The following is a 20348-nucleotide window of genomic DNA, read 5'->3' as shown; positions in this document are numbered from 1 at the left end:
TTTTTCCCGACTCAGGCGTCAACGATAAAGGGGCAGCGCCAACGCGCCGAAGATGCAGATAAACAGGCTCAGACGCAGCAAGGCCGGGTGCCAGAAATGCCGATACAGGTCAAAACCAGCCAGCAGACGATCCAGCGCCCATGCCAGAACCACGGCCAGCAGAAAGATCAGCGTGAGGGTCGGCATATACAGACCGTGGAAGGCTATTTCACGCGGCATGGGCGACTCCTGAAGCGGTTCGCGCAACGCCATAAGCGGCCAGCGGCGATTGCGGGTCCAGCAGCGAGGTGCGGATAAAGTGCAGGTAGCTTTTTACCCGGCGCAGCACCGACGTATCGAAATGCGAGGCGAAGGGTTCATCGGCCTCCTGCACCCGCTTGATGGCCTGATCGACTGCCGAGAGACAGCGCTGCAGATTGACCGCATCAGGCTGGATGAACAGCCGCACCAAAGCGCGCCCCATGACTCGCAGCGCGATGCGCCAGGGCTGGTACTCGGCGTAGGCAGGGTGAATCGGCAGCAGCGCCTGTTCATGGCGCAGCTCGATAATGGCGTGGCCGATTTCCAGCACCACGAACATCCAGCGCAACAACTCGCGCTGAACCAGCGGTTTGCCAATCGCCAGGCCGTACGCCTGATGCATCAGGTCGCGGGTCTGGCTCTCGAAGCTTGAGCCCAGACGCTTGAGCGGCGCGCTGATCGCAAACACCACTTGATTGCGCAAGGCCTGTTCCAGGCGTTGCCACATCCAGCGGCTGTTGGGCGGCAGGATGATTGCTCCGGCAGCGGCACAGATCAGCATACCGACGACCATCGCGAGGTAATCGTTGATGAAGGTGTAGGGGTCGTAGACCGTCAGGTTGTCCGGCACCGAGCCCAGGCTGAAAAAAATCAGCAGCCCCAGTCCGTATCCCGTCCACTGTGGACGTGAGCCCAGGTATGCACCGAGCACAAACACCGGGGCCAGCAGCAGGCACAGCAACGGAAAACCGTCGATGTGCGGGAACAGAAAAAAGGTCTCGATAAATCCCGACAGCGCGCCGAGCAATGTACCGCCAGCCATTTGCAGCGACATGCGTCTGGGGTTGTGGGTGGTCGACGACAGAGCAACGGTGGCCGCCGAGGCCAGGACCATGCTCGCGCCGCTGGGCCACGCGGTCAGCACCCAATACACACTCATCAGACCGACCACGCAGGTCGCGCGGGCGCCGGCTGCCAGCGCGGTCATCCAGTGGGTACGCGGTACGAACGAGCCCTTCCACTGTTCACGCTCATGGCTGTGGTCGGCCAGTGATGCGTGGGTTCGTGCGTAGTCGAGCAACTCGCTGAGCAGGCGGTACAGCAGCTCGAACGAGGTGTGAAAGTCCAGTCGTTCGGCGTCGCTGGGCAGGGTGTGCTCCAATTCGGCGCGCAGGCTTCTGACCCGCTCGGGAAAGTGCGCCCTGCACGACTCCAGACGCGTGACCAGCAGCACAGCGTCATCGTTGGTCAAGGCGCGGTCGGCGAATCCGTCGAGCAGCTCTGCAAGGTTTTCAAGGCCGGGATCGATATGCTTCAACACCTGTTCGGCCTGCTCGAGACGCAAACGCTCGAGCAATTGGTGCAGGGCATTGAAGCGCGTGGTAACCGCCATGAATTCGCTGTTCAAACGGTTGAGTCGACCGTTGCGGCGACGCATGTGCGGGTCTTCGAATACCGTGACGCTGCGCAGCCCTTCAAGGCCGATGGCCTCGGCCACAAAACGTACATTGCCGGTTTCAAATTCAGTGCGTGAAATATCGCCGCGCAGGCCATTGACCACGAAGCGCGCGAACCCGCCGAAGCGCAGATAAAGCGCGTTGCGCATCGCTGCGCTGGAGCTCTGCGGCAGCACCGCTGCGCTGATGGCCGTGGAACACAGGATACCCAGAGTGATTTCCAGTACCCGCCACACCGCCGACATGAACGAACCTTCCGGATGCGCCAGGGCAGGCAGCCCCACCATGGCGGCGGTGTACCCGGCCAGCACAAAACCGTACGCACGAAAGTTGCGATAGCGCACCGCACCGGCCGAACACAGACCGACCCAGAGCGCGAGGCTGCCGAGAAACGGCAGCGGGTTCTGCGCAAACAGGGCCATCAACAGCACCATCATCGCCGACCCGGCCAGCGTCCCCAGCAGGCGATAAAAACTCTTGGCGAACACCTGTCCGCTCTGTGGCTGCATGACGATGAACACCGTGATCATCGCCGTGTGCGGCTGCGGCAGTTCCAGGCGCAGTGCCAGCCAGTAGGTGAGGAATGCGGCGAGCAGCACCTTGAAGATGTAAACCCAGGTCACCCCGTCACTGCGCGCCCAGCTGTGTAATTCGCGACGCCACGGCAGGTCGGTGATGCGCTGTAGCGAGGCGATCATTGCCCGCCCCCGGACTTGGCAGCAGTGTCAGCGGAATGACCAGTGGGATTGCCACTCTCGCCACCGTCACCGCCCAGCGCCACCACCAGCCCGGCGTAGACTTCCAGCCGCGCGGCCTCGACCTGCTGCTGAATCTGCTGCTGGCGGAACAGCTGCGTGCGCGCATTGAGCACGTTCAGGTAATCGGTCAGGCCGCGCTGCCAGGCGATCAACGCGATGTCGTAGGTCTTTTGCGCAGACGCCACCGACTCGGCAGCGAGTGCCTGCTGCTTGTCCATCGAGGCACGCCGAATCAACTGGTCGGAGACACTTTTCAGCGCCATCACCAGCGTCTGGTTGTAATGCGCAACGGCCTGATCGTAAGCAGCCGACGCCTGCCCCAGTTCCGCCCGCAAGCGTCCAGCGTCGAAGATCGGCAGGCTGATGGCCGGCCCGACCTTGTAACCCAGTTTGCTGCCGGTCAGAAACTCCAGCATGCCGCCGCCCGTGGCCATGTAGCTCAGGCTGCCGACCAGATCGACATTGGGATAAAAGCCCGCATGCGCGACGTCGATACCGCGCGCCTGCGCCGCCACCTGCCAGCGAGCGGCCACCACGTCAGGCCGCTGGCCCAGCAGTTCGGCAGGCAATGTCGAGGGCAATGTGAGTGAGGTGTGCAAGGACAGCGCAGGCCGCTGCAAGGCCGCACCCTGCCCCGGCCCCTTGCCTGCCAGCGCGGCCAGCTGGTTTCGACCCAACGCGATGGCCTCTTGCAGCGCGTCGATCTGCCGATGCGCCTCAGGCAGCGGGGTTTCGGCCTGACTGACATCGAAGTGCGTACCGATCCCGCCCTTGAGGCGACGCTGCGCCAAGTCGAGTATCTGTTGCTGCTGGGCCAGTGCCGCCTCGGCGATATCCAGTCGGGCGTAGTCGAGGGACAGCTGGATGTAGGCGCGCACCACGTTTTCCTGCAATTCGAGCTGCGCCTGACGCTGCTCGGCAGCACTCACGTGCGCCAGATCAACGGCCTGCTCGCTGGCGTTGCGTTCACGTCCCCACAGATCCAGCGCGTAGCTCAGGCCCAGTGACGCATTGTTGTCCCAGGTGCGAGTATCGGCCAGCGCGCCGGGGCCATAAAACTGATCCTCGGGCCAGTCGTGACGCATCAGGCTGGCGTTGCCTTGCAGTTGCACAGCCTCGGCGGACTCGGCGACCTGCGCCATCGCTCTCGCCTGGCGCACACGAGCCGCGGCAAGTGCCAGACTCGGGCTGCCCAGCGTCGCCATCTCGACCCAGCGGTCCAGTTGCGCATCGCCGTAGGCACGCCACCATTGCGCTGCGGGCCAATGGGCGTCGAGGGCAGCGCTCTGAATCGCCTGATCCGTGGCCAGGCTGTCGGCGTGCAGGACAGTGCCCTGCGGTTTGATTCCATGTGTTCCGATACAGCCGTTGAGGACCAGCGTAAAAGCCAGGATACCGACGGGCCAGAGCCCTCTGATGATGCGACGCGGCACAGCTGCAAGTTCCCGAACGAAGGTGACACACCTTGAATGGCGGCGATTCTAGGCGGCGCTCGACGCGGCGATAAGCGGGGAGATTTGTGAATCTTTGTTACTGAAACGGCGATAATCCTTTGGTCTGGATACATGCATCCGTTACTTCATGTCACAATTTGCCATCTACTCAGAGAAGTACCCATGGACACCCTGCAAAACATGCGTGCCTTCAGCTGCGTGGCGCAAGCGGGCAGCTTCACTGCTGCCGCCGCCGTGCTGGACACCACCACCGCTAACGTCTCGCGCGCGGTCTCCAACCTTGAAGCACATTTACAGACGCGCCTGCTCAATCGCACCACCCGACGCATTGCCCTCACCGAAGCAGGCAAGCGTTATCTGTTGCGCTGCGAACAGATTCTCGCCTCGGTAGAAGAAGCCGAGGCCGAAGCCAGCGACGCTCATGCCCGCCCGGCCGGGCAGCTCAAAGTGCATTCGATGCCCGGCGTCGGCCAGCATTATGTGATCGACGCCATCGCCCGTTACCGGCGTAACCACCCGGACGTCGCGTTCGATCTGACCATGACTCACCGCGTGCCGGACTTGCTGGAAGAAGGCTATGACGTGTCGATCGTGCTGGCCAGCGAACTGGCTGACTCGGGCTTTGTGTCTCAGCGCCTGGGCATTACCTACAGCATCGTGTGCGCGTCCCCCGAGTACGTGAAAACGTTCGGCATGGCCCACAAGCCTGCCGACCTGCTGAATCATGCGTGTCTGCGTCTGGTGAGCCCGGTGTTCCCGCTGGACAAGTGGCTGTTCGACGGCCCGGAAGGCCAGGAAATGGTCACCATCAACAGCTCGCCGCTGCTGGTCAACTCTGCGGATGCGATGAAAACTGCGATTTCCAGCGGCATGGGGATTGGCATTCTGCCGATCTACTCGGCGATCGAGGGGCTGCGCAACGGCACACTGGTGCGCGTATTGTCCGATTACCGCTCGCAAGAGCTGAACCTGTACGCCATCTACCCTTCACGCCAGTATCTGGATGCGAAGATCAGAACCTGGGTTGAATACCTGCGCGGTTCCCTGCCGGAAATTCTCGCTGCCGATGAAGCCGATCTGCATGTGCAGGCTCTCAAGTCATCGTACTGACATCGTACAACTGCAAAAAGCGGCTGCCAAAGAGCGGGGAGGAATGTTAGCGTGCTACTCATTCAACCGCTCGAGAGTGACTGCCCAATGAAAAAAACCGTACTCGCCTTCAGCCGTGTTTCTCCTGAAATGGCCGAGCGCCTGGCGCAAGACTTCAACGTGATCGTGCCCAACCCCAAACAGGGTGATATCAACGCGCAGTTTGCAGAAGCCTTGCCTGAATCCCACGGGCTGATCGGCGCAGGCCGCAAGCTGGGTCGCGAACAACTGCAGAACGCCACGAAGCTGGAGGTGGTGTCCAGCATTTCGGTGGGCTACGACAACTACGACGTCGACTACCTGAGCGAGCGCGGCATTCTGCTGACCAACACGCCGGATGTACTGACCGAAAGCACCGCCGACCTGGGCTTCTCGCTGATCATGAGCAGCGCTCGCCGGGTCGCCGAACTGGATGCCTACACCAAGGCCGGACAGTGGACGCGCAGCATCGAACCGCCGCACTTCGGCACCGATGTGCATGGCAAGACGCTGGGGATCGTCGGCATGGGTAACATCGGCGCAGCCATTGCCCGCCGTGGTCGTCTGGGTTTCAACATGCCGATTCTGTACAGCGGCAACAGCCGCAAGACCGAGCTCGAACAGGAGCTGGGCGCACAATTTCGCAGCCTGGATCAATTGCTGGCCGAAGCGGATTTCGTCTGCCTGGTCGTGCCGCTGAGTGAAAAGACCAAACACTTGATCGGCCGCCGCGAGCTGAGCCTGATGAAGCCCGGCGCCATCCTGGTCAACATCGCCCGCGGCCCGATCGTCGATGAACCCGCGCTGATCGAAGCGCTGCAGAACGGCACCCTTCGCGGTGCCGGTCTGGACGTCTACGAAAAAGAGCCGCTGAGCGAATCGCCGCTGTTCCAATTGAAGAACGCGGTGACCCTGCCGCACATCGGCTCAGCCACCACCGAAACCCGCCAGGCCATGGCCGACCGCGCCTACGGCAACCTGCGCAGCGCGCTGCTCGGTGAACGACCACAGGATCTGGTCAACCCGCAGGTGTGGAAAGGCTGAAGCCCGCGCCTCTGCCGATCTGCCGGAAAGGCACGATAGCCACCAACTCAGGCCAGTTTGCCGCCGACCACGACGGCAACCGGTCTGATCTTCCTGAACACCAGCACGTTGCCGACCATCACCAGCACCAGCCCCAGCAAGGCAGCCAAGGTCCACTGATAGCCTTCCACCCAGGCGGAGATATTCAGCGCCACGACCGGGAACAGCACCGTGCAGTAAGCCGCACGCTCCGGCCCCATGCGCCCGACCAGGGTCAGGTAGGCAGTGAACGCAATCACCGAGCCGGGGATCACCAGAAACAGCAGTGAGCCTACGTAGCGCGTGTTCCATTCGAAGGTGAACGACGTGCCGCTCAGCAGGCAATACATGCCCAGTATCGTTGCCCCGTAGAACATCCCCCACGCATTGGTGGTCAGCGGACGCAGACCGGCTTTCTGCTGCAGGCTCGACAGCATGTTGCCCGCCGAGAAGCACAGCGTGCCGAGCAAGGCCAGTCCCAGGCCGATCAGGGTCTGCCGGCTCGCGCCATGCCCGGACATTTCAGGCCAGAACAGACAGGCCAGACCGATCAGGCCCATGGCGCCACCGGCCAGTACATTGCTGGCGATTTTCTGGCGAAAGAACACCCGTGCGTTCAGCGCATTCCACAGTGTCGAGGTCGAGAACACCACCGCGATCAGGCCACTGGGTATCCACTGGCTGGCCGTGTAGAAGCACATGAAGTTGACGCAGAACAGGCACACGCCCTGCGCCAGGCAAATCAACTGGCCACGACGATTGACCGGCTGCAGACGCTTGCTCAGCAACAGGAATGCAAACAGCACCAACGCTGCCAGGGCAAAGCGATAGACGATCGATACCGGAATCGCGACATCGCCGAGTTGAAGTTTCAGAGCGATCCAGGTGGTGCCCCAGATCAGCACGGTCAGCAGATAAAGCGAGAGGTTCATGGTGCAGGCTCCTTGATGAGCCATCAGTCTGCTGCGTGCCGGTCTGCCAGCGCTTGCACAATCTTGCGCATTTGCTTCAAGCGCTACTGGCAGCGGCGTCGCCAGCGAGTAGGATACAAATCCTAGAGGAATCGTCATGCCCACCATTGAATCCATCCAGGTCTTTCAGGCCCTGAACAGTTCGCCCAATGCCCATCTGGAGCAAAGCGCGCCGCTGGGCGACGGGTTGGTGGCGGCGTTGTGGAACAATCGGCATGACTCGCAGGAATATCACGCACCGACCCACCATACGCTGTCGTGCTATATCGAGGACGGTACCGGGACCTTTCGCCGCGGCAGACCCGACCAGAAAGGCGCGCCGGGCAAACTGTGCATCTTGCCTGCCGGCCATGAGTCCGCCTGGGTAGTGAATGGCGAGATCCGTCTGGCGCATCTGTATTTCAGCCCGGAACAGTTTGCGCTGGGCTGTGTGACCCTGCTGGACCGTGAGCCGCGCGAGATGCAACTGCGGGAAAACACCTTTCTGGAAGACCCCGCACAGGCGGCACGCTTCCGGCAGCTGATTCGCCTGAACTGGGCAGAACACGGCGAGCGCCTGCTGACCAGCAGCCTGGCGCACGAGATGGTCAGCCATGCGCTGCTCAGCCAGGCTGGGCTGCGCGAAGGGCTGCGCTTGAAAGGCGGCCTGGCGCCGCACCTGCGCCGGCATCTGGTGGACTTCATCGAAATGCATCTCGCCGACCCGCTGAGCCTTGGCCAACTGGCCGGACTGTGCGCGCTGTCGGAATACCACTTCGCACGCATGTTTCGCGAAAGCTTCGGCTTGCCGCCGCACCAGTACCTGCTGGCGCGGCGTATCGAGCGGGCGCGCCAGTTACTGCGCGGCACCGGCAAGCCGCTGGGCGAGATCGCGCTGGCCTGCGGGTTCGCCAGCGCCAGCCATTTCAGCAACCGCTTTCGTCAGGCCACAGGGGCGACACCGGGTGAATACAGAACGGCGTTAGGCCAATAACTGACCTACCGCGGCCAACGGGCTCAACAGCGCCCCACACCCCGCCAGTGCCAGCACCCAACGCGGACGGAACGACAGCAACGCAACCAGCAACACCGCGCTGCCCATCAGCGCAGCGAACCAGTACACCGTCCCCATCATCCAGCCACAGTCATGAACCGCAGCCCACGACGACAGTAACAGCGCCCCCCAGCCAGCCAGTTTGAGCAGCCGTCGCCGCTGTTCGGTCAACGGCCCCTTGAGCAGTTCACCGTAATGTCGGGCCATGGACAGACACAGGCACGTGAACCCCACATAACAGAGCAAGGCCGCCAGCAGCATCAGGGGGCCTCCTGAGGTACGACCGGCAACGAGACGCGGGAGGTTTTACCGGCAGGCGCAGCCTTGAACTTCAGCGCCGCCCAGCCCAGGAACAGCCCGGTGACCAGCACCGTCAGGTCAAAAGCCGCCAACACCCGGTTTCCTGACATCAACGCATCCAGCAGATAGCGACCGCAGGTCAGCAGATCGAGCACCGGCAGACCGGCGAACAGCAGCGCGCCGAGCCACAGTTGTTCTCGCCATGCGCTACGCCCCTTGCGCAGCGCAGCATGCATGACTGACACGGCCCAAACCGTGAAGAACACGCTGACCTCCCAATCAGCACGCCCGACGAATCCGCCAGGCAGCAAACGATTGGCCCATAAAAAGCTGGCCACGGCGATCATCAACCCGGACATGCTGGCAATGTTCAGCACTTCGACCACACGCAGTTCCAGCGGCAGCACGCCGGTCTTGGCGTGTTTGAGCTGACGCTTGCCCAGCCACATCACCAACCCGGTGCCGATCATTGCAGTCCCGGCGACACCAAAAATGAAGTACAGCCAGCGCAGCAACGGTTCGGCGAAATGGCCTACGTGCAGGCCATACATCCCGCTGGAAATCAGCAGCGCCAGCGGGCGCTCGGGCACTTCGTTCAACAGTTCGCCGCTGGCACCGCTGAACGTCAGCGCCCCGCCCCGGTCCGGCACAATGCTGCCCTTGTCGTCACGCGTCAGCAGAATCGAAGCGGTGCTGTCGCCCGGATTATCAACGATAACCCGACCCACCTGACCGCTGTCCCATTTCGCATTCGCTGCGTTGACCAATGGCGCAAGCGCCACCAGCGGCGCAGCAGTGCCTTCGCGCTTGACCGTTTCCGGAAACGGATAGGCTTCGCTGTAGAAGGCCTGGACGGTGTCGTACTGGCTGAGAATGCTCGCGGGCATCACCATCGACATGAAGATCACCAGACTGCTGTAAGTGATCATCAGGTGAAACGGCAGCACCAGCACGCCCAGCGCGTTATGCCCGTCCAGCCAGGAACGCTGGCCCTTGCGCGGACGAAAGGTGAAGAACTCCTTGAAAACCTTCTTGTGAATGATGATGCCGGTGATCAGCGCGACCAGCATCACCATCGCGGCGCTGGTTGCCAGCCAGCGGCCCCAGGGATATGGCATCTGCAGTTGATAGTGAAACCGGTAGAAGAAATCGCCACCGCGTGTGTCACGCGCCTGCACCTCACTGCCGGTCTGCGGATCGAGCAGCTTGCGTACGAAGTTGTTGCGCTGGCCCTGTTTGCCTTCGGGCAGCCAGCCGACCATCAGGCCGGGCGTGCGCTGATCGGGCAGACTGATGAACCAGCGCGTGGCCCCGGCGGCATGGCTTTGCAGATAAAGCTGAGCCTGTTGCACGCTGGCGCCTGCATCAAGGGCGCGCACCGGAATCTCCGGCTGCATCCAGTGGGTAATCTCGTCCTTGAAATAGGAAAGCGTGCCAGTCAGAAAAATCGCGAACAGCAACCAGCCAAACAGTAAACCGACCCAGGTGTGCAACCAGGCCATCGACTGGCGAAAACCCTCCTTCACAGCAACCACCGACCACAGGCGTAGGCCGCGCCCAACAGTGCACAGGGCGTCAGCACCCCGACCCACGCCTGCAGCGCCGTGCGGCAGGCAAAACACCAGAGCACCGCGCCCAGATAGGCGAGAAACGAGAACATCATCCCCGTCACCACCGCTTCGGCGCGGGTAATCGGCAGCCATTGTGCGATGCAGGTACTGAACAACGACGCCAGCAGGTAACCGGCAAATACCGCAGCCAGTGTCCGCGAGACAATGGCAAGGCGATAGGCAGCCGTCACGCCCCTGGTTCTGGCTTTTACCGTGCGCTTTTCCGGCAACGGGCGGCTTGCGGTGGTGACATCCATCAAAGGTTCTGCATTGATTCATGAAACCAGGGAAGCCGGTCACAAGCGGCCAGGAAGGGGTCGCAACGAAAGCCGGCGGTGTGCGCCATTCATCCCGAACGGGAAAAATGAACCGCAATATTAATGATAAATATTCTCATACGCAAAAGAGTCTGCCAGAATCCACGCCATCAATGAGTCCTCGTGGATTGTTTCCCGTGATGCCCGTCGCCCACTCCGCTCTCAATCACACTGTCGAAGGCCTGTACAGGGCACACAACGTCTGGCTGACGACCTGGTTGCGGCGCAGGCTCGGCTGCCCGCACAGCGCGGCAGATCTGGCGCAGGACACCTTCATCAAGGTCCTGGGCGCACGCGATACGTCGCAGATTATCGAGCCGCGTGCCTTTCTGACGACCATTGCCAAGCGCGTGCTGTGCAATCACTACCGGCGTCAGGACCTGGAGCACGCCTACTATCAGGCACTGGCCGCACTGCCGGAGAGCGTGGCGCCTTCGGAAGAAGAGCGGGCGATCATTCTCGAAACCCTGGTGGAACTCGATCAACTGCTGGACGGCCTGCCGACCCTGGTCAAGCAGGCGTTTCTGCTGTCGCAGGTCGACGGTTTGAGCCATGGCCGGATCGCTGCCGAACTGGGTATTTCCATCGCCACGGTCAAGCGCCATCTGCACAAGGCCGCCCTGCGCTGCTATTTCGCCCTATGAACACCAACAGCGAGTCCCTGAACAAATCCGACATCTCGCCCGCCGTGGCACAGCAGGCCGTTGGCTGGCTGCTGGAAATGCAGGAGGGCACGCTGGATGCCCGCCGTCAGCACGCCTGGCAGCTGTGGCTCAATGGCAACGTCGAGCATCAACGGGCGTGGGCGCACATGCAGCGGGTCAATCAGCGCCTGAGTGGACTGTCCTCGCCGCTGGCGCACGCGGCACTCAATGCGCCGAAGTCCGCCAGCCGTCGGCATGCGTTGAAGCTGCTGTTGCTGCTCGGCGCAGGCTCGGCAGCGGGCTGGAGCCTGCGCGAGCAGATCGCCCTGCAACCTTTGCTGGCCGACTACGACAGTGGCGTGGGTGAACAGCGCAAAGTGGCGTTGAGCGACGGCAGTCAGGTGCAGTTGAATACTGCCAGCGCGGTGGATGTGCGTTTTGATGCTCAGCAGCGCCTGATCGAACTGCTACAGGGCGAAATCCTCATGACGGCCTCGGCGGACACGCGCCCGCTGAACCTGTTGAGTGCCGAAGGCTCGGTCAGGGCGTCGACAGGCGCCAGTCGTTTCAACCTGCGTCAACTGAATGGGCGCACGCAGTTGGCCGTATTTGCCGGAGCCCTTGAAATAGTCCCTGCCGGCAAGAGCGGCCCCGGTTTGATGCTGCTGGCCAGCCAACAGGTGACGTTCAGTCGTGATGCCTGGGACAAGGTTCGTCCGCTGGACGCAGGCAGTGGCGCCTGGGCGGACGGGATGCTGGTGGCGTCGCGCATGAGGCTGGTGGATTTTCTTGCAGAGTTGGGCCGCTACCGCCGCGGTCGTCTCAATTGCGATGCGAAGGTTGCAGGGCTGCTTATTTCCGGCAGTTACCCGCTGGCCGACAGCGAGCGCATCCTCGACATGCTCGAACGCGCCCTCCCGGTGCGCGTGCAACGCTTCACGCGGTATTGGGTGAACGTGCAGGCGCGGGTTTGATCGTGATTGCTCGTTTCCACGCCGGGTGCTCATGGTGACGTACACATCCTGAAGAGCCCGAAATACGGGACTGAAACTCCGCTGACTATCGTCCCCATGCTCCGCGTGGGAATGCCGCTCGTGACGCTCTGCGTCACACAGCGGTTTTTGGATGACAGCTGGATTTGCGCTGGCCGGCTAAAATTTTTCAAAAAGCGTGAGCCGTTTTTCGATCCTCGCGTGACAGACAGGGAAAGCCTCTCTCAACCTTCCGGTCAAAGGACTCCTGCATGTCAGCCCGCCCTACTCAACTTTCACCGCTGGTGCGCACATTGCGCCATGTCATTTTCGGTGCCAGCCTCTCGGTCGGCAGTCTGTCGATGGTGCAGGCTGCAGAGGTCGCACCCAAGGTGTATCACATTGCGCCGAGCGAGCTTGAAGCGGCGCTGAGCCAGTTCGGTCGTGAGTCTGGCGTGCTGATTTCGTATGGTTCGCAGATCACCAGCGGCCTGAAAAGCCGTGGCCTGGAAGGTCAGTACACACCTGAGCAGGGCCTCAACGCCTTGCTCGAAGGCACCGGCCTGCAGGCCATGGCCGATGGCAATAACGGCTTCACCCTGCAACCGGTCAATGCTGTTGGCGCGCCGATCGAACTGGGTGTCTCCACGGTGGTAGGCGACTGGCTGGGCGCGGCGCAGCAAACCAACGTTTTCGAACATCCCGGCGCACGTGACGTGATTCGTCGTGAGGAGTTCGAGCGGGTCGGAGCGACATCGGCGCGTGAAGTGCTCAATCGCATTCCGGGCGTCAATGCGCCGGACAACAACGGCACCGGCAGCCACGACATGGCGCTGAATTTCGGCATTCGCGGCCTCAATCCACGCCTGGCGTCGCGTTCTACCGTACTGATGGACGGTATCCCGGTGCCATTCGCGCCCTATGGCCAGCCGCAACTGTCGTTTGCACCGATCAGCATGGGCAACATGGACGCAGTCGATGTGGTGCGTGGCGGTGGCGCAGTCCGTTACGGTCCGCAGAACGTGGGCGGCATCGTCAACTTCGTGACCCGCGCGATCCCTGATGCACCTACTCTCAAGGGCGGCATACAAACCGAGACCAGCCCGTCGTCCAGCCACGACGGCTTCAAGACCACCGGCAACCTGCTGGCCGGCGGCACCGCAGACAACGGCCTGGGCGGTGCGATTCTGTATTCCGGCGTGCGCGGCGGTGACTGGCGTGAACACAGCGATACCGAAATCGACGACCTGATCCTCAAGGGTAAATACCAGATCGACGAAGCCAACAGCCTCAACGCCATGGCACAGTACTACGATGGCGAAGCGCAGATGCCCGGCGGCCTGAGCGTCAAGGACTACGACGCCGACCCTTACCAGTCGACGCGCCTGAAGGACAAGTTCTGGGGCCGTCGCACGATGTTCAACTTCGGCTATCGCTACGAACAGGACGCGCGCGTTTTCACCGCCAACACGTTCTTCACCAAGACCCTGCGCAGCGGCTATCTGGATCAGGGCAGCTTCGTTTCCCTGTCGCCCCGCGAATACTGGGTACGCGGTCTGGAAACGCGCTTCTCGCAAGGCTTTGCGCTGGGCGAAACCTGGCATGAAGTCGGCGTTGGCTACCGCTACGTCAACGAAGCCGGTCACGAACTGCGCTACCGCGAACCGGTCACCGGCAACCTGCCGACCACCGCCAGCCGCAACGACCGCGACACACGCGGCGCGACCGAAGCGCATGCGTTCTACATCGACGACCGCATCGATATCGGCAAGTGGACCATCACGCCGGGCGTTCGCTACGAGATGATCGACACCGCCCAAAATAACAACCTCACCAACGCACGCTACCAGGGCGACTACAGCACTGCGTTGCCGGCGTTGAACGTGCTTTATCACCTGACCGACACCTGGAACCTGTACGCCAACACCGAAGGCTCGTTCGGCAGTGTGCAGTACAGCCAGATGCCTAACCGCGTCACCGGGGATGAGGTCAAACCGGAAAAAGCCCGCACCTGGGAACTGGGCACACGCTACGACAATGGCAACCTGCGGGCCGAGATCGGCGCATTCCTGATCAATTTCGACAACCAGTACGACAGCAACCAGACCAACGACACGGTGATCGCACGCGGCGAGACGCGCCATCAAGGCATCGAGACCAGCGTCAACTATGCACTGGAAGGCCTGAGCCCGATGCTGGCCGGCTACGATATCTACGCGACCTACGCCTTCGTCGACGCCACGATCCGCGAAGACGGCCCGAACAAGGGCAATCGCGTGCCGTTCTCGTCAAAGCACAAGGGAACGATGGGCGTCAGCTACACCGAAGGGCCGTGGAAGCTCAATTTCGACAGCTCCTTCCAGAGCGACCAGTTTGCCGACAACGCCAATACCTCGACAGAAAGCGCCGATGGCAGCACCGGCAAGATCCCTGGGTACATGCTGTTCAGCACCCGAGCCAACTACGATTTCGGCCCGAAACTGTCTGACCTCAACGTAGCGGTCGGGATGAAGAACATCTTCAACCGCCAGTACTACACCCGCTCGTTCGACGACAACAACCGCGGCAAATACGTCGGCGAACCGCGCACGGTGTACGTACAGACGTCGGTCGCGTTCTAGTTTCGGACGCCAGAGCGCCAGAGCAGTGTTCTCCCGGACACCTCTCGTTCCTCACGCTCCGCGTGGGAATGCCGTTCTGGACGCTCTGCGTCCGTTCCTGATTCGCAGCCGCGCGCCAGGGCAGCCATTTTTTGCTGCGAAATATTTCTTACACATTGGGGTTGAATTGTCAGGCCATTGCCGCCAACACTGTGAATGAGCGCAAACGAAATCGATTCCGCCAGGAATCGTGCAGTCCAGCCTCGCACGAGCAAGCCCTAATAAGGATTAACTATGCAAATCCAGGTCAATAGCGATAATCACATCGAAAGCAGTATCCGACTGGAGGAGTGGGTTCGTACCACCGTTGAAAGCACGCTCGAACACTACGATGAAAACCTGACCCGCGTGGAAGTCCACATCCGCGACGAAAACGGCGACAAGCCTGGCCCGCACGACATCAAGTGCCAGATGGAAGCTCGCCCCAAAGGACACCAACCCATTTCTGTTTCCCACAAGGCCGATACGGTAGATCAGGCTGTGGATGGCGCTGCTGTAAAACTCGATCACGCCCTCGAGCATCTGTTTGGCAAACTGCGCGGCAAACGAGGCGCCGCACCGACCATTGCCGAACAGGATGAAGATCCGGTCAGTCCGGACGCGCTGCTCGAAGAAGAATTTCTGGAAAAAGAGCAGGAGAAAGAAGCCGCTCGTCTGACCTGATGCTTCACTGACACGTTTTGCAAGAAAAGGGCGAACCGGCAACGGTTCGCCCTTTTTGTTCGCCATGGGTTCACGCCCCAATCAGTACGCACCACAAACGCTCGCTGCACAGCTTTGGCCGCCTTGACCCGTCGCTAGCCTCGCCGCCATTTCGATCGCCGGGTGCCGTCCATCGAATTTAACATTCAGCACCGTGCAGCCCGAGCGGCTGTACCTGAGCACCATCGGCGAGCAAAAAAACATGCTGCTCGCCTCCATGAGCAGGCAAGTCAGCCAGTCATACCGACAAGCGTTCAACACTCATCCCGCAGCTCCGCAGCACGACGCTCAACGTCAGAACCTGGACAGTGGGCGAGTACGGTTTCGACCCCGTCTTTACGAATCTCTGACGTCAAGATTCGGTTGTCGGAGTGTCAGACAATCACTCGAAAAAGTCATAAGCAAAACGCATTCGCGAGACGAGCAGGCCATGTCCGGGAGCTGTTTTTCGCCCGGCTTGGAAAGCACTGTTCTCAACCGAACTGAACGGCTCGACCTGTGGCAAAGCCAACCAGGAAGCGGCTGCGGAGTGCGCCCGCTCGGCGGCTTCTAGCGCATCGCCCCTGCAATATGGCCCGAACCATGCAAAGCCCTGTAGTACGCGCCACGAGGCAGGCCATCAGGACGGCCACTTTCTGGCGCGAACTGAACGTCGTGAATGCGTCAAAGCTTCTCTAAACGAAACCCTGTCATCAACGCGAAAGACGACAGCAACACCGTCAGCAGCAAGCGCAGGAGTAACGCAACCGCTGATCAGTCGTCGAGAACCAAAAGGACTAATACCCGGTCAACTTATGCAGACCATTGAGCAGGTGAATGATATGGACAATCCTTTTCAGATGATCACGGACACGTTTCACCCTGACTATCGGGTGAATCTGAGCATTCAAGGGCTGGACGGCAGCATCATGCTGACCTTGTCCAACGAATGCGGCGTCGTTGCCAAGCGCTTGATCAGCGCAGCCCAACGCAATGACCCACAACGCCTGCGCAAGCTGATAGAAAGCGTGCAATTCGGCATCGCCATCGAACGTGGCGACAGCGCGATCAAGATCCTTGCAGCGATGACTGACGGTGCGACGCTGAAAAAGACACCTGTCCCGGCCAATGGTCTGTGGCCACAGAGCCAGGCAACGGTGAATGCCGGGGTTTGATGCACGCCTGCCCTTCCCCGCTGTGCAGTGCCGTTGTTGGCACTGCACAGAGCAACAATATCCCGATGCCGCTCAATATTTTCCAGCCTGCTTGAACGGGCTTTCCCCCCAATAAAACCGGCCTTTCGCTATCATTCCCCCTTCCTCCTCTTCAGCAAAAGTACAGATACATCCTGCTACAACAATCCTTGCGCAGAAACATTCGAGCGACTGGGCACTGAGCTCAGCGCCACTGCACCTGCGGTTGATTCCGAGGAGGCAACATGTACTTACGTTATGGGGTATTGATCGCATCACTTGCGATAGCGTCAGGCTGTGTCGAGGAGCGCGTGGTTCATGAACGGCCGCATGTCCATCACGAATACGTTGAAGAAGTGATCGCGCCACAACCGCCACCGGAACGCGTCGTCGAGGTGGAACCGGCGCCTCGTCCCGGCTATATATGGGCACGCGGTTACTGGCACTGGAACGGCCAGCGTTTCGTGCCGGTGCATGGCCACTGGGAAGCAGAGCGTCCCGGCTATCACTATGTACATCCGCACTGGGAAAGCGCCGGTGACGGCTGGCACTGGCGTGCCGGGGTCTGGCTGAACTGATTGGGCTCCTGTCCAACAACATTGCTGGCGGCATCTTGCACAGATGCCGCCACTGCCTTCGATCAGATCTCGCCCTTTTCTTCCGTCACTGCACCTTTGACGGTGCTGGACGAATCGGGAATCTTCGCTGACGGGTACTTGTACGACGCATAACGCACCACCAGAATCGCAAACGCCAGCAACAGGATGCCGCCACACAGGTAGATGATGCCGATGTCCGGGGGGTTGTGATGGGACACGTCGGAAATCAGCAGCCGGGTCAGTGCAGTGATCGCAACATAGATCAGGAAGCGCACGGGCATGTGGTTGGTCTTGAAATAAATCCCGGTCATCGCCCCCAGCTCGAGGTAGATGAACAGCAGCAGGATGTCATCGACCGTGACGTTGCCTTTCTCGACCATCCCCAGGAATGCGACCACTGACGCCCAGGCAGTGATCGCGCCGATCGCGAACAGGGCGAGAAAGTGGAAGCTCTCCACACACAGGTTGCCCAGTGACTCGGCCTGCGCATGTACGCGGTGTCTTATCTTTACTGCCCATTTATTCCCCATGACGCGTTACCTCTGAACCTTCGTTTATGCCGACCGGATGATGCCGGGTACTCGTGACACCCTTGTGGCCTGCTTTTTAAAGCAGGAACAGGGCCATAGGCTATGGTTGAGAGCGCGGCGGGTTGTCGCAAGGCACATTTGCAGCGCAAAAAAGATGCGTAAACGCCACTATTCAGGCGGGGCTTGATTGGCACATGGCTTTTACTGTATAAAAACACAGTAATCGAGAAATCGCTTCTGCTGTTGCGTCGCAGGCCAGCCTCCCTAAAGGTCTTCACGCAGTGCCCCGCTACACCTGACCGGCGCGCTGGTCATGCACGATCAATGCTTTGCATACCCGCTGGTCAGAGCACGACGCCCTGAACGTCCGGGTCTAGCCCTTTCAACACTGGATAAGACGACGAGGCCAAAATGGCTGTTGAAACCCTTTACCGCAGTACCCGCGATCTGGAGACTACTTTCGTGGACCGTAAACTCGCCGATGCGCACGACCAAATGCTCGAGCTGGCCGAGCTTCTCACCGACGTCCTGATCAAGAACGTGCCGGGGATCTCGGAGAAGCATGCAGAGGACGCGAGCATTTACATGGCCAAGAATCGCGCCGTGTTCGCCGCTGCGTTCAAGAACAACGCGACCGCGCTCAGCGAGCTGTCGGAACCGGCCGAGGCGAAAGACTGATTCCGCTGTGGGCTGCGACTCCCCTCATTGCGAGGGGGTCGCCAATCATTCTCATTTAATGGCTGGGCAATCACCCGTATTGCTGCTACAACTCAATACTGTATATGCCGCACAAACTTGAACAGCATCTAAGCTAATTCCTAACATCCCGTCTGCCGCTCAGCGTGTCAAACTCGATACATTATCAAAGTTCCCAAGCGTCATTATATCAGCGTCATTTTTGCGAACCCCTTCTCTCTTCCTGTCATTAAACAGGCGTCAGGATTCTGCTGTAGTGACGCACACCTCGCTGCTGATATTTTTGTTGGAACTTTTTGCCATCATCCAGAATTACAGCGAATAACCCAGCACTCAAAACAGCAGGAAAAGCGTTACAAAAAGCCCCCGAAGACCCCGTATTCATTGGCCTAAGCGCCTTTTTTCAAAAAATACAACCCTGTACTGACCGTGGTGAAAAACTAAAGTTCCTACCCATTGTTACTTTGAAAAATACTTAATAAAACGTTTTGCTTTATTATCTTGTTCTGCTAATAATCCCGACAATTCCGGGTAACAAGGCATATTGCTACATTCACACTGAAGTGAACATCGAGCCACAAACTCCGATCTTTCCGCCCGAGAAACTCATCAACTCGCAGTCTCACCAAGCTGTTCTCAGCCTGGTTTTTGCTGCTGTGCGGCGCGCTAAAGGCGCGGGAGGAAATAATGGCTGGTCTGCACCCCAGAATGAAGGTCCTTTCCATTTTCGGTACTCGTCCGGAGGCCATCAAAATGGCTCCCCTGGTCAGAGCATTGGCTGCAGAGCCGGGTATCGACTCAAGAATCTGCATTACCGGGCAGCATCAAAGCATGCTGCAACAGGTGCTGGACATGTTCGAGCTCAAAGCCGACTACAGCCTCGATGTGATGCGCCCGGATCAGACGCTGAATTCTCTGACGGCTGCGCTTTACGCGGCGATCGACCCGATTCTGGACGAGATGAAGCCGGACAAGGTGCTGGTTCATGGCGACACCACATCAGCGATGGTGGCAGCCATGTCGGCCTTTCATCGCCGCATCCCCATCGGCCACGTCGAAGCGGGTCTGCGCACCGGCGATATCCGTCAGCCATGGCCTGAAGAGATGAATCGTCGCTGCATCGATCTGATTTCCGATCACCTGTTCGCGCCTACCGCCGAGTCGCGCCGCAACGTGCTGGGCGAACGCCTGCAGGGCATCTCGTTCGTGACCGGCAACACCGTGATCGACGCCCTGCACCTGACGGCCCAGCGAATCGACAGCAATCGCCAGTTGCGTCATGCCCTGGATCGCCAGTTTTCGTTCCTGGTGCCCGAGCGCAGGGTATTGGTGGTGACCGGGCATCGCCGTGAGAACTTCGGCGACGGCTTCCTCAACATCTGCAAGGCGCTGGGCGAACTCGCCAGGCGTGACGACATACAGATCGTCTACCCGGTGCATCTGAACCCCAACGTACTGGGGCCGGTGACCGAGCACCTGGGCGACCTGCCCAACGTGCACCTGATCAAACCGCTGGACTACCTGTCGTTCGTGCGCCTGATGCAACGTGCCCACGTCATCCTCACCGACTCCGGTGGCGTGCAGGAAGAAGCGCCGTCACTGGGCAAGCCGGTGTTGGTCATGCGCGATGTCACCGAGCGCCCGGAAGCGGTCGCAGCGGGGACCGTGCGCCTGGTGGGCACCGAAACGGACGCCATCATTCGCGGCGTGAACGCCCTGTTTGACGACGACGCCCTGTGGCAGAACGCATCCCGCGCAGCCAATCCTTATGGCGACGGCAAAGCCAGCTCACGGATCGTCGATGCCCTGATGGGCCGTCCGGTGGATGAATTTGTCGCCGAGCTGCCGCGTCAGCGCCAGGACCCGGTGGACATGCAACTGGATACGCGAATCAAGCCTCAGCACGAACATGCAGAGTTGCGCTCGATGGCCAGTTAGCAAAAAGGACGCGCAGGCAGCGCAAACAAACCCTAAAACAATCCGCAGGAAGCAGTCCGCAAACGATACGGGCACCCGGTTCAGACCGAGTGCCCGAAAAACGTTG

General features: G+C 60.3%; 19 protein-coding genes. 11 read left to right on the top strand and 8 right to left on the bottom strand.

Annotated elements, in window-relative coordinates; translation table 11 throughout:
* Positions 1 to 18: 18 nt before the first annotated feature.
* Genes PI739_RS00975 through PI739_RS00965 form a run of 3 tightly spaced genes read right to left on the bottom strand, consistent with a single transcriptional unit; the run spans position 19 to position 3888 of the window.
* Positions 19 to 219 carry a DUF1656 domain-containing protein gene (locus PI739_RS00975; protein ID WP_003365425.1) on the bottom strand — a complete coding sequence of 67 codons (201 nt, stop codon included), beginning with the start codon at positions 217 to 219 and terminating at the stop codon, positions 19 to 21.
* Positions 209 to 2395 carry an FUSC family protein gene (locus PI739_RS00970; RefSeq protein WP_271351445.1) on the bottom strand — a complete coding sequence of 729 codons (2187 nt, stop codon included), beginning with the start codon at positions 2393 to 2395 and terminating at the stop codon, positions 209 to 211. Before PI739_RS00970 ends, PI739_RS00975 begins: the two co-directional genes overlap by 11 nt.
* Positions 2392 to 3888, bottom strand: coding sequence for an efflux transporter outer membrane subunit (locus tag PI739_RS00965; protein ID WP_271351444.1), 1497 nt, complete (start codon positions 3886 to 3888; stop codon positions 2392 to 2394). Before PI739_RS00965 ends, PI739_RS00970 begins: the two co-directional genes overlap by 4 nt.
* Positions 3889 to 4071: 183 nt before the next feature.
* Between PI739_RS00965 and PI739_RS00960 the strand changes: the two genes are divergently transcribed.
* Positions 4072 to 5019, top strand: a complete 948-nt coding sequence (locus PI739_RS00960; RefSeq protein ID WP_017277809.1) for a LysR family transcriptional regulator — start codon at positions 4072 to 4074, stop codon at positions 5017 to 5019.
* 87 nt (positions 5020 to 5106) lie between these two features.
* Positions 5107 to 6081, top strand: a complete 975-nt coding sequence (locus tag PI739_RS00955; protein WP_054080669.1) for a 2-hydroxyacid dehydrogenase — start codon at positions 5107 to 5109, stop codon at positions 6079 to 6081.
* A gap of 47 nt (positions 6082 to 6128) precedes the next feature.
* Here the strand turns inward: PI739_RS00955 and PI739_RS00950 are convergent, their stop codons facing one another.
* Positions 6129 to 7031 (bottom strand): DMT family transporter, encoded by a 903-nt coding sequence (locus tag PI739_RS00950; protein WP_003365436.1) that lies wholly within the window; start codon positions 7029 to 7031, stop codon positions 6129 to 6131.
* A 136-nt stretch (positions 7032 to 7167) separates the two neighbouring features.
* Between PI739_RS00950 and PI739_RS00945 the strand changes: the two genes are divergently transcribed.
* Positions 7168 to 8043, top strand: coding sequence for an AraC family transcriptional regulator (locus tag PI739_RS00945; protein ID WP_096107218.1), 876 nt, complete (start codon positions 7168 to 7170; stop codon positions 8041 to 8043).
* Here PI739_RS00945 and PI739_RS00940 read toward each other — a convergent pair.
* Genes PI739_RS00940 through PI739_RS00930 form a run of 3 tightly spaced genes read right to left on the bottom strand, consistent with a single transcriptional unit; the run spans position 8032 to position 10270 of the window.
* Entirely contained in the window at positions 8032 to 8364 is a 333-nt protein-coding gene (locus tag PI739_RS00940) for a DUF3325 domain-containing protein (RefSeq protein WP_003433638.1), read from the bottom strand. The two genes, PI739_RS00945 and PI739_RS00940, sit on opposite strands and share 12 nt — an antisense overlap.
* Positions 8364 to 9905, bottom strand: coding sequence for a PepSY-associated TM helix domain-containing protein (locus PI739_RS00935; protein WP_271351728.1), 1542 nt, complete (start codon positions 9903 to 9905; stop codon positions 8364 to 8366). Before PI739_RS00935 ends, PI739_RS00940 begins: the two co-directional genes overlap by 1 nt.
* Positions 9906 to 9925: 20 nt before the next feature.
* On the bottom strand, positions 9926 to 10270 hold the full coding sequence (locus tag PI739_RS00930) for a DUF3649 domain-containing protein (RefSeq protein ID WP_054080665.1): 345 nt from the start codon (positions 10268 to 10270) through the stop codon (positions 9926 to 9928).
* A 200-nt stretch (positions 10271 to 10470) separates the two neighbouring features.
* Between PI739_RS00930 and PI739_RS00925 the strand changes: the two genes are divergently transcribed.
* The 6 genes from PI739_RS00925 to PI739_RS00900 all read left to right on the top strand — a co-directional run bounded on the left by PI739_RS00925 (position 10471) and on the right by PI739_RS00900 (position 17057).
* Entirely contained in the window at positions 10471 to 10974 is a 504-nt protein-coding gene (locus PI739_RS00925) for a sigma-70 family RNA polymerase sigma factor (RefSeq protein ID WP_024663435.1), read from the top strand.
* Positions 10971 to 11948, top strand: coding sequence for a FecR domain-containing protein (locus PI739_RS00920; protein WP_003349772.1), 978 nt, complete (start codon positions 10971 to 10973; stop codon positions 11946 to 11948). The genes PI739_RS00925 and PI739_RS00920 overlap by 4 nt, the downstream gene beginning before the upstream one ends.
* A gap of 269 nt (positions 11949 to 12217) precedes the next feature.
* Positions 12218 to 14566: a TonB-dependent Fe(3+) dicitrate receptor FecA gene (gene fecA, locus PI739_RS00915; protein ID WP_003433642.1), complete on the top strand. Its 2349-nt coding sequence runs from the start codon at positions 12218 to 12220 to the stop codon at positions 14564 to 14566.
* Between the two features lie 273 nt (positions 14567 to 14839).
* Positions 14840 to 15268 (top strand): HPF/RaiA family ribosome-associated protein, encoded by a 429-nt coding sequence (locus PI739_RS00910; RefSeq protein WP_003365451.1) that lies wholly within the window; start codon positions 14840 to 14842, stop codon positions 15266 to 15268.
* An 860-nt stretch (positions 15269 to 16128) separates the two neighbouring features.
* Positions 16129 to 16461, top strand: a complete 333-nt coding sequence (locus PI739_RS00905; RefSeq protein WP_032609541.1) for a DUF3509 domain-containing protein — start codon at positions 16129 to 16131, stop codon at positions 16459 to 16461.
* Between the two features lie 263 nt (positions 16462 to 16724).
* Positions 16725 to 17057 carry a YXWGXW repeat-containing protein gene (locus tag PI739_RS00900; protein ID WP_003365453.1) on the top strand — a complete coding sequence of 111 codons (333 nt, stop codon included), beginning with the start codon at positions 16725 to 16727 and terminating at the stop codon, positions 17055 to 17057.
* Positions 17058 to 17119: 62 nt separating this feature from the next.
* On the opposite strand, the gene PI739_RS00895 is transcribed toward PI739_RS00900, so the two are convergent.
* Positions 17120 to 17608, bottom strand: a complete 489-nt coding sequence (locus PI739_RS00895; RefSeq protein ID WP_003316964.1) for a phosphate-starvation-inducible protein PsiE — start codon at positions 17606 to 17608, stop codon at positions 17120 to 17122.
* Positions 17609 to 18019: 411 nt separating this feature from the next.
* Between PI739_RS00895 and PI739_RS00890 the strand changes: the two genes are divergently transcribed.
* Both PI739_RS00890 and wecB read left to right on the top strand, forming a co-directional pair.
* Positions 18020 to 18286 carry a YebG family protein gene (locus PI739_RS00890; RefSeq protein WP_003365454.1) on the top strand — a complete coding sequence of 89 codons (267 nt, stop codon included), beginning with the start codon at positions 18020 to 18022 and terminating at the stop codon, positions 18284 to 18286.
* A 705-nt stretch (positions 18287 to 18991) separates the two neighbouring features.
* Positions 18992 to 20242, top strand: coding sequence for a non-hydrolyzing UDP-N-acetylglucosamine 2-epimerase (gene wecB / locus PI739_RS00885; protein ID WP_003365455.1), 1251 nt, complete (start codon positions 18992 to 18994; stop codon positions 20240 to 20242).
* Positions 20243 to 20348: the final 106 nt, after the last annotated feature.

Source organism: Pseudomonas cerasi (assembly GCF_027983475.1).
GTDB lineage: Bacteria > Pseudomonadota > Gammaproteobacteria > Pseudomonadales > Pseudomonadaceae > Aquipseudomonas > Aquipseudomonas cerasi.
This window is presented reverse-complemented; position numbering and strand designations above follow the sequence as displayed.

Excerpts from the sequence above, each read along its gene's own strand:
- PI739_RS00905 (WP_032609541.1), top strand. The coding sequence starts at position 16,129 with ATGGACAATCCTTTTCAGATGATCACGGACACGTTTCACCCTGACTAT.
- PI739_RS00945 (WP_096107218.1), top strand. The coding sequence starts at position 7,168 with ATGCCCACCATTGAATCCATCCAGGTCTTTCAGGCCCTGAACAGTTCG.
- PI739_RS00950 (WP_003365436.1), bottom strand. The coding sequence starts at position 7,031 with ATGAACCTCTCGCTTTATCTGCTGACCGTGCTGATCTGGGGCACCACC.
- PI739_RS00910 (WP_003365451.1), top strand. The coding sequence starts at position 14,840 with ATGCAAATCCAGGTCAATAGCGATAATCACATCGAAAGCAGTATCCGA.
- PI739_RS00955 (WP_054080669.1), top strand. The coding sequence starts at position 5,107 with ATGAAAAAAACCGTACTCGCCTTCAGCCGTGTTTCTCCTGAAATGGCC.
- PI739_RS00935 (WP_271351728.1), bottom strand. The coding sequence starts at position 9,905 with ATGGCCTGGTTGCACACCTGGGTCGGTTTACTGTTTGGCTGGTTGCTG.
- PI739_RS00960 (WP_017277809.1), top strand. The coding sequence starts at position 4,072 with ATGGACACCCTGCAAAACATGCGTGCCTTCAGCTGCGTGGCGCAAGCG.
- PI739_RS00895 (WP_003316964.1), bottom strand. The coding sequence starts at position 17,608 with ATGGGGAATAAATGGGCAGTAAAGATAAGACACCGCGTACATGCGCAG.
- fecA (WP_003433642.1), top strand. The coding sequence starts at position 12,218 with ATGTCAGCCCGCCCTACTCAACTTTCACCGCTGGTGCGCACATTGCGC.
- wecB (WP_003365455.1), top strand. The coding sequence starts at position 18,992 with ATGGCTGGTCTGCACCCCAGAATGAAGGTCCTTTCCATTTTCGGTACT.
- PI739_RS00970 (WP_271351445.1), bottom strand. The coding sequence starts at position 2,395 with ATGATCGCCTCGCTACAGCGCATCACCGACCTGCCGTGGCGTCGCGAA.
- PI739_RS00925 (WP_024663435.1), top strand. The coding sequence starts at position 10,471 with ATGCCCGTCGCCCACTCCGCTCTCAATCACACTGTCGAAGGCCTGTAC.
- PI739_RS00900 (WP_003365453.1), top strand. The coding sequence starts at position 16,725 with ATGTACTTACGTTATGGGGTATTGATCGCATCACTTGCGATAGCGTCA.
- PI739_RS00940 (WP_003433638.1), bottom strand. The coding sequence starts at position 8,364 with ATGCTGCTGGCGGCCTTGCTCTGTTATGTGGGGTTCACGTGCCTGTGT.
- PI739_RS00920 (WP_003349772.1), top strand. The coding sequence starts at position 10,971 with ATGAACACCAACAGCGAGTCCCTGAACAAATCCGACATCTCGCCCGCC.
- PI739_RS00930 (WP_054080665.1), bottom strand. The coding sequence starts at position 10,270 with ATGGATGTCACCACCGCAAGCCGCCCGTTGCCGGAAAAGCGCACGGTA.
- PI739_RS00975 (WP_003365425.1), bottom strand. The coding sequence starts at position 219 with ATGCCGCGTGAAATAGCCTTCCACGGTCTGTATATGCCGACCCTCACG.
- PI739_RS00890 (WP_003365454.1), top strand. The coding sequence starts at position 18,020 with ATGGCTGTTGAAACCCTTTACCGCAGTACCCGCGATCTGGAGACTACT.